This window comes from Dielma fastidiosa, from assembly GCF_000313565.1.
Taxonomy (GTDB): Bacteria; Bacillota_I; Bacilli_A; order Erysipelotrichales; family Erysipelotrichaceae; genus Dielma; species Dielma fastidiosa.
On sequence record NZ_HE578925.1, the window covers coordinates 280,678 to 295,227 of the forward strand.

Here is a 14,550-nt window from a genome sequence, read left to right on the forward strand (position 1 = left end):
TTTTTTTATGTGCGGATGTAGTTCAATGGTAGAACTTCAGCCTTCCAAGCTGACTACGTGAGTTCGATTCTCATCATCCGCTCCAAAAACATTTGATACGCCTTAACGGGCGTTTTTTTTATTATAGGAAATTTTATTTTCAAGCATCAAAGCACTAATATCTCAATATGAAAAGGAATCTAAAGAATGAAAAGAAAGATGACATTGCGTGAATATGGTATACTATGAGTAACAAAAAACATATATTTAATCATTAAATTCAACCTAAGCATCACCTTGTTTCCTTTGTATCAATCGAATCCCAGGGGATGCTTTTTTGTTCAAGTGGGAAACATCAATGAAGTGTCTGGCTTATTCAAATCGCTACTATAATAAAGAGTTATCAGAAGAGGTTGCGAAGTATAACCCTATGCTGCATACTGCTTATAAGCAACTCTATCTTACTTGTTTTTATGGTGTCAAAGAAACAGTCTCTTTACAGAAACAGTTAAAAACAAGATATGGTATGAATGATGATGACATGATTTCCCGAATTGATTGATGAAGGAAATCATTTTCTTACTCTATTCAATAACAGCGGGTGTTCAGCTCTTCTTTTGCGATTAAAATGAAGAGGAAAGCGACACGTCAATCATTTATAATAAACATACCTAAAGGGAGGAACTACTGATGGAAAAACCATTCAGAATTGAGAAAATGGATAGCTTTCAGGTGATTGGCTATAAAATTGAAACAACAAACCAAAAACAAGAAGGAAGACATGTAATTCCTGAGTTTTGGGAGAATTTTAGAAAGCAGCAGCTTGTTGACAGATTACTGCCTTTAATGAATTCCAAGCCTTATGGCATCATGGGTGTCAACGTATACAATGTTGATACAGACAGCCGCAGATTTGATTATTACATAGCAGCTGCCAGTACACACCCAGTGCCAGAATCAATGGTGGCATATACAATACCAGCCGCAACATGGGCCATATTTCCATGTACCCCTGAGACCATAGCCAAAACAGAGGTACAGGCAATCATGAAATGGCTGCCTAAATTCAAATATAAACCAATAAATTCAGGCTATATAACCGGCAGAATGAAAGCAGGTGCGCCGGATATCGAATATTATGGTGAAGATGATTACGCGGAGGTTTGGGTCGCAGTACGGGAATAAAATATTTTCCGTACTTTTTTTATTTTGATAGAAAAAATTAGGCATTTTCCCCTTTACCGCTTATATATAAGTGGTGATAGGATGAAAAAAGTAATACTTATACTCCTTGTTCTGCTGACGATTGGCCTAAATTATAACTGGCAGCCTATACAGATGGATGACTATGCGGCAGCACAGTTAATGGCCGAAATCAAAGGTGCAGTAGTACAGCCGGGCAGTTATGAAATCACTGAAAAGACAACGATTTCTGATTTGATAGAATTAGCTGGCGGGCCGCTTGAGGAGGCCGATCTATCTTCACTCAACGTCAACAAACAGGTGCTGCATCAGTCAGTAATTGTGATTCCTGTATATAAAGATGACAAGATTTCTTTAAACAGCGCCTCTCTTGAAGAATTAATGAGGTTGAAAGGAATTGGGGAAAACAAAGCGCGGCTGATTCTTGAATATCGTGAAGCCCATCAAGGTTTTAAAACCATTGAAGAGATTATGAATGTAAAGGGGATTGGGGAAAAGACATTTGAGAAAATGAAGGATCAACTGGCTTTATGAATGGCCGTTGGCTTTACCTTGCTTTATCTTTAATGATAATTGTATCAATACCGCATTGGCTTCTTTTTTATGGATTGCTTATTATCTGGCAGCTTAAATATCGGCGTCTGCCGATTACGGCACTCATCGTTTTACTCATTATCGGCTTTATCACTCATCAGCCTAAGCCGAACCTGCTTCCGCAGACAAAAAACGGAGTTGTTGAATCAATCCGTAATGGCTATTTAATAGTAGATTTTGATTCCGTCAAAGCTATTGTCTACACTGATGAGGTGCTGCCCAAGGGTACAATGATCTCGGTGAATGGTGAATTTCAAACATTGGATAATACCGCAAGTCTGTACGCTTTTAATTTTGACTCATGGTGTCGAGCCCGCGGCATCACGGCATCAATTAATGCGAAATCACTGAATATACTTAAACCATCATCATCAATTCAGCGTTTCTTTTTCCAGCGTCTGAACAATTTTGATGAGGAGCTTAGAAATTGGTGCTTTAAGGTATTTTATGGGGTGAGAGAACAAGATGCCTTCTATCTGATTTCCGCTTCAGCACTGCATTTATCCTTCATTATGCAGCTGATTGAAAAAATGACGAAAAGTAAAACGGCGGCAGCAGCATTCCTGATTTTCTATGGCATCTTTATCTATTTTTCTTTCGCAATCTGCCGCTTATTGATTTTTACTGCTGTCCGTCAAGTTTTTCCGGATTCCTCATCCAAAGATCGATTAGGAATTGCCATGATTTTGACTTTACTTCTATTTCCATATGCCGTCTATGAATTATCTTTTATTCTGCCCGTAAGTTTTACGCTGCTCTCTATTTTCAGCTGTCATAAGATATCCAAGCTGCTCTCATCATGGCTTGTTTTAATGCCGGTGCAGCTGCTTAGTTTTTATGAATTTAATCTGCTCTCACCGCTGTTTTTTTTATTTTACCGCGTCTGGTATTCCATCAATCTTCTGCTCACCCTTGTCTGCGTACTCTTTCCGACGCATTGGCTGCTGATCTTTTTACGCATGACAGATCAAGCGGTTCAGCAGCTTCAGCCTACGCTGTTCACACTTTGGGGTAAACCGTCGACATTGGCATTGCTCATTTATTTGATTTGTGTTATCGCATATATCAGCAAGGCGTCCATTAAACATGCGCAATGGCTTTTATGCGGCATGCTGGTGCTTAATTTTTCACCTTATCTTGAACCGTTTACAACTATCACATATATAAATGTCGGTCAGGGTGACAGTATTTTGATTACGCTCCCATTCCATGGCGGGGCTATGATGATTGACGCGGCAGGCAGCCTTTATACGAATATTCCTGAACGGAAAATCCTGCCGGTATTAAAGGCTAAGGGATATAAGACCATTGATCAGCTCATTCTAACTCATGCCGACAAGGATCATGCCGGCGGTTTGCAGGAGCTTGCTGATTTAGTTGTGATCAAACGGGTGATTACAGATAAGCAGGCGGTAATGGATTATAAAAACATCGAGTTTATTTCACTATTGGCAGAGAATGATTTTGGTAATGAAAATGACAACAGCATCGTACTGCTGAGCCGTATCGGCGCGCTTGATTACTTGTTTACAGGGGATGCGTCACAAGCTTTTGAGAATCAGCTGCTGAGTGTTTATCCTAACATTAAATGTGATGTTTTAAAGGTTGGGCATCATGGCAGCAATTCTTCATCATCAGCACTATTCCTGCAAACCTTAAGACCGCGGATCGCTGTCATATCAGCAGGCCGCAACAACCGCTACGGACATCCGCATGATGAAGTGCTTGCCCGTTTGGCAGATTATCAGATTAAATGCTTCAGAACGGATCTTCAGGGTGATATCGAAATAAAAAGTTTTCTAAATTTCAACTTTATCATAACAGGAAGCCGGGAATTTGGTATAATAAACAAGGTGATAAGATGAACTATCTGATTTATGGCGAAGACCGCGGACGGATTCAAAAAGAGATTCAGAAAATCGTAAAGGACAATATGTCAAATGATGTTAAGCCGGATACGATTACATACAATATGGCAACAACATCACTGGAAGAAATTCTGGCCGATGCTCAAACCATTCCTTTTTTTACTGAGCATAAAATCATTGTCGCTCAAAACTGCAGCTTTTTAAGTGCAGCCAATGAGGGCAGTCAAAATACTGAGAGCTTAGAGGCTTATCTCGAGCACCCAATGTTAACGACTACATTGATTTTAAGCGGTAATTTTGAAAAGGTCGATAAACGTAAAAAAATCGTGAAAACGATTCAGAAGACCTGCCGGGTAATCAGCTGTTCAACATTGGATGAGCAGGGGAAAAGAGCTCAGGTCATACAGACGCTGAAAGCCAGTCAGCTTAAGCTCAGTGATGAGGAACTGAATCATCTTGTCAGTCTGCTGCCCTGTGATTCGGCAATCATCGAAAATGAACTGGCTAAGCTGATCGCATATCCCGACACCCTAAACATGCGGGTCATCGATCTGTTAATTACCAGACAGATTGAGGATGATGTATTTGCGCTGGCTGACGCAATCATGAAGGGAAGGGAGAAACAAGTATTTAAGATCTGGAACGATCTGAATGCGTTGAATAAAGAACCCATATTTATGATATCCGTGCTGGCATCGCAGTTTCGCTTTTATTATCAAGTAAAAACCTTGCTGGTGAGCGGTCTGAATGAAAATGACATCACTCAGGAATTGAAGGCGCATCCGTATCGCGTCAAGCTAAGCGTAAAAGCGGTGGGTGCGGTGAGCTGTGATCAGCTGCTGAAAGTTTTGGCGATGCTGGCGGATACTGATCAGAAAATAAAGAGCGGTTTGCTTGATAAACAGTTAGGCTTTGAATTATTTCTCATACATTGTAAAGGAGTATTTGCGTGAAATCATTAAAAGAACTATATCGGATAGGGCCAGGACCTTCATCCTCACATACATTAGGACCGCAGCGGGCGGCAAAATTGTTTCAGGAAGCTTATCCGCAGGCAGTGTCTTATCTTGCTGAACTCTATGGTTCACTTTCATTTACCGGCAAAGGTCATTTGACGGACGCCATCATTATTAAAACCTTCTTACCAAAGAGCTGTGAAGTTTGCTTTATGCAGGAAACCGCGCCTGAACATGCCAACACGATGATTTTAAAAGCCTTAAATGAAACGGGCGCAGTCATTGGCGAGTGGACGGTTTATTCAGTAGGCGGCGGTGCAATTAAGGTTAAGGGCAGCGCTGATCTTGAACCCGAAGAAATTTATCCGCATCATTCCTTTGCGGAAATCATGGCATACTGCAAGCAGCGAAATATTCGTCTGGCACAATATACGGATGAATTTGAGGCATTGGATGATTTCATGAATGAAATATTGGATCAAATGCTGTCCACTGTGGCAACCGGCTGTATTACTACCGGTGTACTGCCCGGCCGTCTGCAGCTTGAACGAGTAGCCAGCGGTTTATACAGCAAAGCAAAGCAAGCGGCTGACCCATCACGTAAGCAGAAGCTTCTGATTATGGCCTATGCTTATGGTGCCAGTGAGCAAAATGCCGGCGGCGGTACAACAGTTACTGCACCGACCTTAGGTGCCAGCGGTGTGCTGCCAGCCGTAATTACTTATTATTATCGTGATTTAAAGATTGATCGCAAAAAAATTATAGACGGCCTGAAAATTGCCGGTATCATCGGCAATCTAATCAAAACCAACGCAACGATTTCCGGAGCCCAGGGCGGCTGTCAGGCAGAAATCGGCGCGGCCTGTGCGATGGCGGCGGCGTTAGTGGCCAGTCTTCATGATATGGATGATGATAAAATTGAATATGCGGCTGAAATTGGAATTGAACATTTCTTGGGCCTGACTTGTGATCCAGTCGGCGGTTATGTTATGATTCCATGCATTGAGCGAAACTCTGTAGCCGCCCTAAGAGCCATTGATGCGGCATTTATGGCTGAGGAATTAGGTTCACTGAAGGATCATCGTGTCAGCTTTGATATGGTTGTTAATACGATGAATTATACTGGCAGAAAGATTGCCATTGAATTAAAGGAAACCAGCCTCGGCGGTCTTGCGACCGTCGTGCCGCTGGCTGATTCAGCACCTAAAAAACACTGTGATTAAGCATTTACACGCTGATCACAGTGTTTTTTATTTGAATAAAAAAACTAGCTCATCTGAACTAGTTTAATTAAGCGATTTTATTGATTGCTGCAGCCAGACGAGCTTTTTGTCTGCTGGCATAATTCTTATGGTGAATTCCGCTAGAGATCGCTTTGTCTAATTTAGAACTTGCATGGTTGTATGCAGCAATGGCAGCCGCTTTATCGTTCGCATCAACAGCAGCAATTACATTTTTGATTGCAGTTTTCAGCTCTGATCTTTGAGCAGCATTAGCCATGTGTTTTTTATCATTAGTTAAGACACGCTTCTTTTGTGACTTGATATTTGGCATTCCGACACCTCCTAATTTTTTTCATTTGCCTTTAGATTATAACAAAAGTTATTATGAAATGCAATAAGACAAATAAAAAAAGACATACTATCGTAGAGGTGAATCGATTGAAAAAAGCAGATTACATGCCAAGAACGGATTTTGCCGATGAGGTAATTACCTCAATTGGTGAATTTGAGCATTACAACCGCATTGAAAAAAAGATGCCGAATATGAAAATGAATTGGGTGAAAGTATTTAATGACGAAAATGAATTTAAGAAGCATAAGGGAGACTATATCACTCTGGAATATAAACAGATGGATGATGCTCTTTTGCGTGACGGTATCAGTGAAGAAGTGGTGAATTGTCTCGATCAGTTAACCAGCGAAATCGTTGTAAATAAGGTACTGGTAGTTGGTTTGGGCAATAAAGAAATGATTTCGGATGCCATTGGGCCTAAGACCGCGGAACAGATTTTGGTAACCGCTCATCTGTTTGAAAATCATCAGGATGTCGGCGATGGTGTCAGCAACTGCGCGGCCATCGCCCCTAAGGTCATGGGACAGACCGGTCTTGAATCAGCCCGTATTGTAAAAGGTGTCGTTGACTTCTATCAGCCTGATTTATTGATTACCGTTGACGCGCTGGCGACCAATACACTTTCCAGAATCAACCGTGTCGTACAGATCAGCAATACCGGCATCGTGCCAGGCAGCGGCGTTGGCAATCATCGTCTGGCAATTAATCATGAAACCATGCAGGTGCCGGTTATCGCAATCGGTGTCGCGACAGTAACGACGATCGGTGCCATCGTCCATGATGTGCTTAATGAGGAATGTGAATTGAAGCATGACCAGCTGGACTGTATCGTAACGCCGAGAAGCATGGACATCGAATGCGATCAGATTGCCAGCATTTTGTCGAAAAGTATCAATTGTTTTATCCATCCGGATTACGAATCGATGTAACTCATAAATGACTGGGCCAATACATAGAATGACAAAGAGGAGGCCGGTCAATGAAAACATCGTTTCAAATCTTTATCAAGCTTTGCGCGCTGGTGCTTTTTTTTGCCTGCACACCGTTTTTGGAAGGGATAAAAACAACGGTAAATGAACAGACGCTGGCCAAACATTTGGTTTATACGAATTTGGATATTGAACCTGTAGATCTTCAGGATTCTTTAAATGTGATCAGTGTACCTAAAACGGAGGATGCTTTGAAAACCGAGAATGTTCCGATTGAAGAAACTGAACCGCCGCTGCCTGATGAAGTGCCGGCTGAACCAATCGAAGAGAAGGAAAATCCGCCGGTAATTGATACCATCCAGCCGCAGCCCATAAAAGATAAATCAATCTATATCTATAATACGCATCAGCAGGAGGCATACATCGGTGAGCTTACCGTCTATAATGCCGCACAGGTTTTGGCAGATAAGCTGCGGACCCTAGGCTATACGGTGATTGTAGAGGATGGCGATTTTGTGAAATACGGTCAGGAAAATGAGATGGATTACAATATGTCCTATCAGATATCACGTAAATTTATCACTGATGCGATTATGAATAACGGCGGCTTTGATTTGATAATCGATTTTCACCGTGATTCCGTGCCGAGAGAAAGCACATATATTACGGTCAATGGCATCGATTATGCGAAAATGATGTGTGTCATCGGTGGCCTTACTGATAACTCCTATGAAATAACCAAGACAGCTTCGACATTGTACGACAGCTGCAACGCTTTGGTCGGTGGTATAATGAAGAACACAATGACCCGAGAGGCTTATTACAATCAGGATATGAGTGACAAGATGCTTCTGATCGAGGTAGGCAGTGATAACAATACATTTGATGAAGTTAAAAATAGTGTTGATATCTTAGCTTTGGGCATTGCACAGATTCTGGGGTGATGCGATGAAACGCTTTTTAGCGGATGGTATGCTGATCTTTATTTTGGTTGGTATCGGTTCAACGCTGATGAAACAACAAGGTGAAGAACAGATTACAATGCAGTACAGAATTGAAGAATTTGAAAAATCAGTCGATGAGCAGCAAATCATTGAGCCGCAGGTTGAAGGTGCTTCGCTCAATAAAATCGAAATGAATAAAGCTGCCAAACTGGCTGAGGGTACAAGTGAGGTTATCGTACAGGTTGTCGATACGACGGTCAGTATGATTACGTCATTGTTTATCAGTGTGATAGAATGAACCTGGACACAGGTTCTTTTCTTTTACCAGCTATCCAGTTTACGCTAACCATTTTCTTGAAGGAAAAGCTGTGGTATAATTAAGCGCGAGGTGAGCAAGATGAGCGAACAAAGAATAATTTTTATGGGAACACCGGTATTCGCATGCGGGATTCTGCAGCGATTGATTGATGAAGGCTGCAATATTGTCGGTGTAGTATCCCAGCCTGATAAAAAAGTTGGCCGCAAGCAGGAACTGCAGCCGACGCCAATCAAGCAGCTGGCTGAAAAATATCGGATACCGGTACTGCAGCCGCAGCGTATCAAAGAGGAGTATGAGCCGATACTGGCATTAAAACCAGATATGATCATTACATGCGCCTATGGGCAAATCGTTCCGCAAATTGTTTTGGATGCGCCGGCATATGGCTGCATCAATGTTCATGCCTCCTTATTGCCGCGTCTGCGCGGCGGGGCGCCGATTCATAAGGCAATCATTTATGGGGAAGCTGAAACCGGCGTATCAATCATGAGGATGGTTAAAAAAATGGATGCCGGTCCAGTCTGTGCCGTCGCTTCGCTTAAAATCAGTGAGACGGATACAACCGGCACGCTGCATGACAAGCTGATGGCCTTAGGGGCTGATTGTCTGGCTGAAGTGTTGCCGAAGCTTTTTGCTGATGAAGCAAAATTTATCGAACAGGACGAGAGCCAAGCGACGTTTGCTTGGAATATTTCCAAGGAGGAAGAGCTGATTGATTTCAATCGGCCAGCCAAAGCGGTCTATAACCATCTGCGCGGATTAATTCCATCACCTGTGGGATATGCGCTGATCAATGGTAAAAAGATGAAGTTTCATCAAGTCTCTTTGAGTTTGGAAAAAAGTGATGCGGCGTGCGGAACTATTTTAGGTTTTGACGCTGATTCAATGAAAGTAGCTGTGGATGGCGGTATCATTCACATTCATCAGCTGCAGCTGGAAGGCAAGGCAAAAACCAGTGCCCGTGAATTTTATAACGGAGCTGGACGCAGTTATATCGGGAAGGAATTTAACAAATGAAATTAAAAGAAATAGTATTTGGGGCTTTTGGCATTGCAGCAATTTTTATTTTAACGGCATTTATCTCGCTGCCGGTAGCGAACTTAGGTTACATTAATATTGGCGATGCGATGATCATGCTGTTTGCATCTGTGTTAGAATCATCACCGCTGGCTTTTCTGATTTCCGGCATTGCCAGCTGTCTGTCGGATATTTATCTGGGTTTTCCTCAGTATGCGATCTTTACATTTATTATCAAAGGTTTGGAAGGTCTGCTGGTTTCCTTGCTGGCGCGCCGTTTTAAAAAGAAGCTGCCGGCTTTTGTCTGCGGAGCCATCATCGTTGTGGCAGGCTATGCGCTGACAGATGTCTTTTTAACAATGCAGTGGGCAAGTGCTTTTGCTTCCATCGGTATGAATTTTGTACAGGTGGCTGTTTCATGTACATTGGCGATGGCATTAAGCAAGCCTTTTGCGAAAATATCGGATAAATTTCTGCAGGTTATCCGCTGATTGCAGTAAGTTGTTTCGGTTTCCTTGCTGATTATTAAAATTAAGCTAAAATAAAATTAGTACCGGGAGGTTCCATGTTTAAAGTTAAATTTTTGGCTGAACAGAAGGCCAGTGTTTTGAAGCAGCTGCATATCGAAGAACAGTCTGATTATCAGATCGTACTCTGCGAGAAGGCTGATGACATTGAAGCTGATAAGATCAACCTTTGTTTTGCTTATGAGCATCTGGATCAGGTAACCAAGCTGATGGCTTTTAAAAATACACCGTTAAGCATTAAAGTGCCGTGCACAACAGAACGCGGCGAAGAAATGGTAGCTTTGCATATGATTGATTTTATCGAATCATTCGGCAATGAGATCAGTGCTTCCGTGAATCAGCGTGTGCTGCGGATCAGCAGTAAGCTTTATAAGCTTGAGGATGAGTGGCGTAAATACGGCTTTGTCAGGATCTCTAAATCACAGATTGTCAATGTAGGTAAAATTGCCGCGATCAAACGGGGCTTTAATGGTAAACTACTCCTTGTACTTGAAAATAATCAGCACCTTGAGGTCAATCGCAGTTTTGTGAAAGATTTTAAGGCATATATGGAAGGGAGGAAACCGTTATGAAATGGGTGATTGCTTTATGTTTGCTGCTGGCAGCCCTGGTTTTAGCGGTTGTTTCGATTCAGGAGGCATCCTTAAACAGTCAATTAGACGCAAGACAGCGTGAATTAGGCTATGCTTCAAAAAAACGCTCGTTTTACTTTGGCAAGCGTTACCTATCCTTGCTGCTTACTGCCGCGGCTTTCCTGGTGGTGCTGCCGATGAATCCCTCTTCGCCTGTTGATGAGCCGGAGTCCAGTCCCATCAGTGTCATGAGCCTTGATCCATCAGCACAAAAATCAAGAGCCCTCGATCAGGATGTTTCACCAGCCATTCAATTGCCGGCGGGCGTTCTGCTTGAAGAAAAGGCTGTTGATGTCACGGATCATCCAATGATCGGCATTTATCATGAGGGTGAATTGACTTATAGCGTTTATATTGTCGATAACGAACTGATCTTTCAGAATCAGGAAGGAAAGACATATGTGAATCAATTAAAATGACAAAAATTAAAAATATGTCATTTTTTTTAGCTCTTTTTTAGGAAAATCTGCGTGTATTTTTGATTTATACTTTTTATAAGCGCTGGATTCCTGTTAATTGTAAAATTAATTCGCTTATCAAAAAGCTTATGTTTGCTAATTATGAAACATTTGTTATAATAAAGAAGATTTTTAGATAGGAGTGGTTCGATGGACCAAAGCAAAATTAGAAATTTCTCAATTATTGCGCATATAGATCACGGCAAGTCAACGCTTGCGGATCGCATTTTAGAAATAACGGACACGATCATGCAGCGTGAAATGAAGGAACAGCTGCTGGATATGATGGATCTGGAACGTGAACGGGGAATCACGATTAAGTTAAATGCTGTTCAGCTGACATATCATGCACTGGATGGTGAGGATTATACATTTCATCTGATTGATACACCGGGGCATGTCGATTTTACCTATGAGGTATCACGTTCGCTGGCTGCCTGTGAAGGGGCTGTGCTGGTTGTAGATGCCGCGCAGGGAATTGAAGCGCAGACGCTGGCCAATGTCTATCTGGCACTGGATAACAATCTGGAAATTCTGCCGGTTATCAATAAAATTGATCTGCCGAGCGCCCAGCCGGAAGTGGTTATGGATGAAATTGAAAATGTCATCGGTCTTGAAGCCCATGACGCACCATGCATTTCCGCAAAAAGCGGTCTGAATGTCCGTGATGTGCTGGAACAGATCGTTAAGCGGGTGCCGGCGCCCTCCGGCAATCCGAATTCACGGCTGAAGGCCTTGGTTTTTGACTCGATTTATGACGCGTATCGCGGGGTTATCGCTTTTGTGCGGGTTAAAGAGGGTACCGTGAAAGTCGGCGATAAGATTCGTTTCATGGCAACCGGTGCTGAATATGAGGTGCTGGAGGTGGGTGTCCGCACACCGAAGGAAGTTAAGAAGGACTGCCTGTCATGCGGAGAAGTAGGCTGGATCGCCGCCAGTATTAAAACGGTTAAGGATGTGCGGGTCGGCGATACGATCACCCATGCGGATCAGCCGGCAATTGAACCGCTGGCGGGTTATCGTGAGATGAATCCGATGGTTTACTGCGGCTTGTATCCAATTGAAACTAACCGCTACAATGATCTTCGTGATGCACTGGAAAAGCTTCAGCTTAATGATGCTTCACTGCATTTTGAAGCTGAAACCTCGCAGGCGCTTGGTTTTGGTTTCCGCTGCGGCTTTTTAGGACTGCTGCATATGGATGTGATTCAGGAGCGGATTGAGCGTGAATATAATGTGGACATTATTGCGACCGCGCCTTCCGTTGTTTATCATGTCAATCTGACGAATAAGGAACAGATAACGATTGATAATCCTTCGATGATGTCGGATGTGCAGACGATTGAATCCATTGAAGAGCCTTATGTCAAGGCAACGATTATGTGTCCAAAGGAATATATTGGACCAATTATGGAGCTTTGTCAGAACAAACGCGGGACTTACCGAGATATGCAGTATCTTGATGAGACGCGGGTATCGATTATTTATGAACTGCCCTTAGGGGAAATAGTTTATGATTTCTTTGATAAGTTAAAATCATGTTCACGCGGTTATGCTTCCTTTGATTATGAGCTGATCGGCTATCAAATCAGTAAGCTGGCTAAGATGGATATCCTGTTAAACGGCGAATGTGTGGATGCCTTATCCAGTATCGTACACCGTGAATTTGCTTATGAACGCGGTAAATCACTTTGTGAACGCCTGCGTAAGCTGATTCCGCGCCAGCAGTTTGAAATTCCGATTCAGGCATCGCTGAATGGCAAGATCATTGCGCGTTCTAATATTTCCGCATTGCGTAAAAATGTTCTTGCGAAATGTTATGGCGGTGACGTATCACGTAAAAAGAAATTGCTTGAAAAACAAAAAGAAGGTAAAAAGCGTATGAAGCAGGTGGGCTCCGTTGAAGTGCCGCAGGAAGCATTCATGGCTATTTTGTCGGTTGATGATGAATAGTGTCTGAAAAGGCACTGTTTTTTCTAGTTTTGTCGCTTTTGACCAATTTTCACCCAAATATGATATGCTGATTAAGGGTGATGCTATGTCATTAGCACAGGAATTTACAGATGATGTATATTTAAGCTTTGAGGAACTTGAAGCACTTCTGAATTATCAAAATACACAGGCGGTATGGCATGAGATCCAAGCGTATCGAAAGCCCTTTGAATGGCAGCTGAAAACTTCAAATCAGTGTTTTACCTTAGTTTTAACACCGCAGCTTTGCGCGCAATGTTACGCGCTGGAACAACAGATACGGTTTTATCAGCTGCTGATGGGTCAGCGTGAATCCAGTGATTATATGCTTCAGGCAGCTCTAAATCCCGAAACTGAGCAAGCCTTTTATTTGAATCATCTGAAAGCTTATTTCAAAATGTTTAGCTGCGATCAGCTGACAGCGCTGACACAGATGCACGTATTTGCACAAATCATGGCAGTTCGCTGTTTTTGCCATGAGGATTGCTTGGCGGCTGCTGCTTTTTGTCTTCAGCGTTATTGCCTGCCATCAGCGGCTGATTTATTGGATCTGTCCTTGCTGGCTTGCAAAGACAGTACGGCAGAAATGATCAAGATGATTCATCAGGCGCATCAAAAGCTGAAAGTAAAGCTGCAGCTGGTAAAGCTGAAGCATTCACCTTTTATGAATGAGGGTGATGTGAAAGAGCTTTGCGCCCGCTATCCGTTTTTAAGTGATGCTCAGGTGCAGTTCTACTGTGCGCATCGTCAAGCGATGCACTATTATACCGTCAATGATTATGCTAAGTGGAATCAATGCAGCCATGAAACAGCACGAACCAGTCTCAATGAACTGGTTAAGCTTGGCTGGTATAAGAAACAGAAGGTAGGAAAGAAATTTGTTTATTTAATATGATATGAAAGGGGAATTATAAAATGAAAAATATTGGGTATGTAAGTCATGACAAGGAGCTCAGGTTGCTCATCGAACAGTTGGAAGAGAGGCTGCCTGAACTGCGTTTCTATGATATCGGCGCTGATTTAAGCATCGTTCATAAAGCCGACATCAGTCATGTTATATTTGATTTTGATAACTTCCGCTCATTAAGCGATTCACTGCTTTATAAGCAAATTGAAAAGCTGCAGGGGATGCGGCTTTTGATTATTGGCAATGAGCTTTCTGAATTGCTGTTTAATCATCCTAAAAGCGGTACGGTCATCGCCCATTTACTAAAACCTGTCAGTCCGGAAAGCTTATATGCGGCGGTTAAGTATTATCTGCTTGATCAGGAACCATCGTTAAATAAGGATGAAGTTAGTGAACGTCTCTTATTTGGCAGCCGCATGTACAGCTGTCTGCTTGGCTACTATTATTTAAATAAAGCTGTTGAATACTGCCGTGATAATAATGTTGACGACAGTGTGAGAATGGCTGTGATTTATGATTATATTGCAGTGAATTATGATACGACCAAAAGTAAGGTTGAAAAATCGATTCGCCGATTAATTTCACGCTTTGAAGGCGGCCGGCATCGGACTAATTCAGAATGGATTCTGTATTTTTATGGACAGCTGCAGTCAAATAGGGTGGAGCTTTAA

The 14,550-nt window shown here is 42.4% G+C and carries 17 protein-coding genes and 1 tRNA gene; 17 read left to right on the forward strand and 1 reads right to left on the reverse strand.

The window, feature by feature from the left end:
• The first annotated feature begins 11 nt into the window (after positions 1-11).
• The 7 genes from DAHG_RS07080 to DAHG_RS07110 all read left to right on the forward strand — a co-directional run bounded on the left by DAHG_RS07080 (position 12) and on the right by DAHG_RS07110 (position 5,823).
• A tRNA-Gly gene (locus DAHG_RS07080) sits at positions 12-85 on the forward strand.
• A gap of 231 nt (positions 86-316) precedes the next feature.
• Positions 317-541: a hypothetical protein gene (locus DAHG_RS07085; protein ID WP_146211916.1), complete on the forward strand. Its 225-nt coding sequence runs from the start codon at positions 317-319 to the stop codon at positions 539-541.
• 128 nt (positions 542-669) lie between these two features.
• On the forward strand, positions 670-1,164 hold the full coding sequence (locus DAHG_RS07090) for a GyrI-like domain-containing protein (protein ID WP_022937646.1): 495 nt from the start codon (positions 670-672) through the stop codon (positions 1,162-1,164).
• 81 nt (positions 1,165-1,245) lie between these two features.
• A complete protein-coding gene (locus DAHG_RS07095) occupies positions 1,246-1,716 on the forward strand; it encodes a ComEA family DNA-binding protein (RefSeq protein ID WP_022937647.1) in 471 nt (156 codons plus the stop codon).
• Positions 1,713-3,641: a ComEC/Rec2 family competence protein gene (locus DAHG_RS07100; RefSeq protein WP_022937648.1), complete on the forward strand. Its 1,929-nt coding sequence runs from the start codon at positions 1,713-1,715 to the stop codon at positions 3,639-3,641. The genes DAHG_RS07095 and DAHG_RS07100 overlap by 4 nt, the downstream gene beginning before the upstream one ends.
• Entirely contained in the window at positions 3,638-4,597 is a 960-nt protein-coding gene (holA, locus tag DAHG_RS07105) for a DNA polymerase III subunit delta (RefSeq protein WP_022937649.1), read from the forward strand. The genes DAHG_RS07100 and holA overlap by 4 nt, the downstream gene beginning before the upstream one ends.
• Complete coding sequence (locus tag DAHG_RS07110) at positions 4,594-5,823, forward strand: L-serine ammonia-lyase, iron-sulfur-dependent, subunit alpha (RefSeq protein ID WP_022937650.1); 1,230 nt, start codon at positions 4,594-4,596, stop codon at positions 5,821-5,823. Before holA ends, DAHG_RS07110 begins: the two co-directional genes overlap by 4 nt.
• A 67-nt stretch (positions 5,824-5,890) precedes the next feature.
• Here the strand turns inward: DAHG_RS07110 and rpsT are convergent, their stop codons facing one another.
• Positions 5,891-6,154, reverse strand: coding sequence for a 30S ribosomal protein S20 (rpsT, locus tag DAHG_RS07115; RefSeq protein ID WP_022937651.1), 264 nt, complete (start codon positions 6,152-6,154; stop codon positions 5,891-5,893).
• 107 nt (positions 6,155-6,261) lie between these two features.
• On the opposite strand from rpsT, the gene gpr reads away from it, so the two are divergent.
• The 10 genes from gpr to DAHG_RS07165 all read left to right on the forward strand — a co-directional run bounded on the left by gpr (position 6,262) and on the right by DAHG_RS07165 (position 14,550).
• Positions 6,262-7,104: a GPR endopeptidase gene (gpr, locus tag DAHG_RS07120; RefSeq protein WP_022937652.1), complete on the forward strand. Its 843-nt coding sequence runs from the start codon at positions 6,262-6,264 to the stop codon at positions 7,102-7,104.
• Between the two features lie 50 nt (positions 7,105-7,154).
• Positions 7,155-8,048 carry a stage II sporulation protein P gene (gene spoIIP, locus DAHG_RS07125; RefSeq protein ID WP_022937653.1) on the forward strand — a complete coding sequence of 298 codons (894 nt, stop codon included), beginning with the start codon at positions 7,155-7,157 and terminating at the stop codon, positions 8,046-8,048.
• A gap of 4 nt (positions 8,049-8,052) precedes the next feature.
• Complete coding sequence (locus DAHG_RS07130; RefSeq protein ID WP_022937654.1) at positions 8,053-8,346, forward strand: hypothetical protein; 294 nt, start codon at positions 8,053-8,055, stop codon at positions 8,344-8,346.
• 99 nt (positions 8,347-8,445) lie between these two features.
• Positions 8,446-9,384 (forward strand): methionyl-tRNA formyltransferase, encoded by a 939-nt coding sequence (gene fmt / locus DAHG_RS07135; protein ID WP_022937655.1) that lies wholly within the window; start codon positions 8,446-8,448, stop codon positions 9,382-9,384.
• Positions 9,381-9,875 (forward strand): ECF transporter S component, encoded by a 495-nt coding sequence (locus DAHG_RS19015; protein WP_022937656.1) that lies wholly within the window; start codon positions 9,381-9,383, stop codon positions 9,873-9,875. Before fmt ends, DAHG_RS19015 begins: the two co-directional genes overlap by 4 nt.
• 74 nt (positions 9,876-9,949) lie before the next feature.
• A complete protein-coding gene (locus DAHG_RS20490; RefSeq protein ID WP_022937657.1) occupies positions 9,950-10,483 on the forward strand; it encodes a LytTR family DNA-binding domain-containing protein in 534 nt (177 codons plus the stop codon).
• On the forward strand, positions 10,480-10,962 hold the full coding sequence (locus DAHG_RS07150) for a hypothetical protein (protein ID WP_022937658.1): 483 nt from the start codon (positions 10,480-10,482) through the stop codon (positions 10,960-10,962). The genes DAHG_RS20490 and DAHG_RS07150 overlap by 4 nt, the downstream gene beginning before the upstream one ends.
• Before the next feature lie 189 nt (positions 10,963-11,151).
• The gene (gene lepA / locus DAHG_RS07155) at positions 11,152-12,954 is read left to right on the forward strand and encodes a translation elongation factor 4 (RefSeq protein WP_022937659.1); all 1,803 of its coding nucleotides are present in this window, start codon (positions 11,152-11,154) and stop codon (positions 12,952-12,954) included.
• Between the two features lie 85 nt (positions 12,955-13,039).
• Positions 13,040-13,867, forward strand: coding sequence for a hypothetical protein (locus DAHG_RS07160; protein WP_022937660.1), 828 nt, complete (start codon positions 13,040-13,042; stop codon positions 13,865-13,867).
• 20 nt (positions 13,868-13,887) lie between these two features.
• Positions 13,888-14,550, forward strand: a complete 663-nt coding sequence (locus DAHG_RS07165; RefSeq protein WP_022937661.1) for a sporulation initiation factor Spo0A C-terminal domain-containing protein — start codon at positions 13,888-13,890, stop codon at positions 14,548-14,550.

Coding starts and splice junctions, on each gene's coding strand:
- DAHG_RS07090 (WP_022937646.1), top strand. CDS start 670: ATGGAAAAACCATTCAGAATTGAGAAAATGGATAGCTTTCAGGTGATT.
- DAHG_RS07095 (WP_022937647.1), top strand. CDS start 1,246: ATGAAAAAAGTAATACTTATACTCCTTGTTCTGCTGACGATTGGCCTA.
- DAHG_RS07100 (WP_022937648.1), top strand. CDS start 1,713: ATGAATGGCCGTTGGCTTTACCTTGCTTTATCTTTAATGATAATTGTA.
- holA (WP_022937649.1), top strand. CDS start 3,638: ATGAACTATCTGATTTATGGCGAAGACCGCGGACGGATTCAAAAAGAG.
- rpsT (WP_022937651.1), bottom strand. CDS start 6,154: ATGCCAAATATCAAGTCACAAAAGAAGCGTGTCTTAACTAATGATAAA.
- spoIIP (WP_022937653.1), top strand. CDS start 7,155: ATGAAAACATCGTTTCAAATCTTTATCAAGCTTTGCGCGCTGGTGCTT.
- DAHG_RS07130 (WP_022937654.1), top strand. CDS start 8,053: ATGAAACGCTTTTTAGCGGATGGTATGCTGATCTTTATTTTGGTTGGT.
- fmt (WP_022937655.1), top strand. CDS start 8,446: ATGAGCGAACAAAGAATAATTTTTATGGGAACACCGGTATTCGCATGC.
- DAHG_RS19015 (WP_022937656.1), top strand. CDS start 9,381: ATGAAATTAAAAGAAATAGTATTTGGGGCTTTTGGCATTGCAGCAATT.
- DAHG_RS20490 (WP_022937657.1), top strand. CDS start 9,950: ATGTTTAAAGTTAAATTTTTGGCTGAACAGAAGGCCAGTGTTTTGAAG.
- DAHG_RS07150 (WP_022937658.1), top strand. CDS start 10,480: ATGAAATGGGTGATTGCTTTATGTTTGCTGCTGGCAGCCCTGGTTTTA.
- lepA (WP_022937659.1), top strand. CDS start 11,152: ATGGACCAAAGCAAAATTAGAAATTTCTCAATTATTGCGCATATAGAT.
- DAHG_RS07160 (WP_022937660.1), top strand. CDS start 13,040: ATGTCATTAGCACAGGAATTTACAGATGATGTATATTTAAGCTTTGAG.
- DAHG_RS07165 (WP_022937661.1), top strand. CDS start 13,888: ATGAAAAATATTGGGTATGTAAGTCATGACAAGGAGCTCAGGTTGCTC.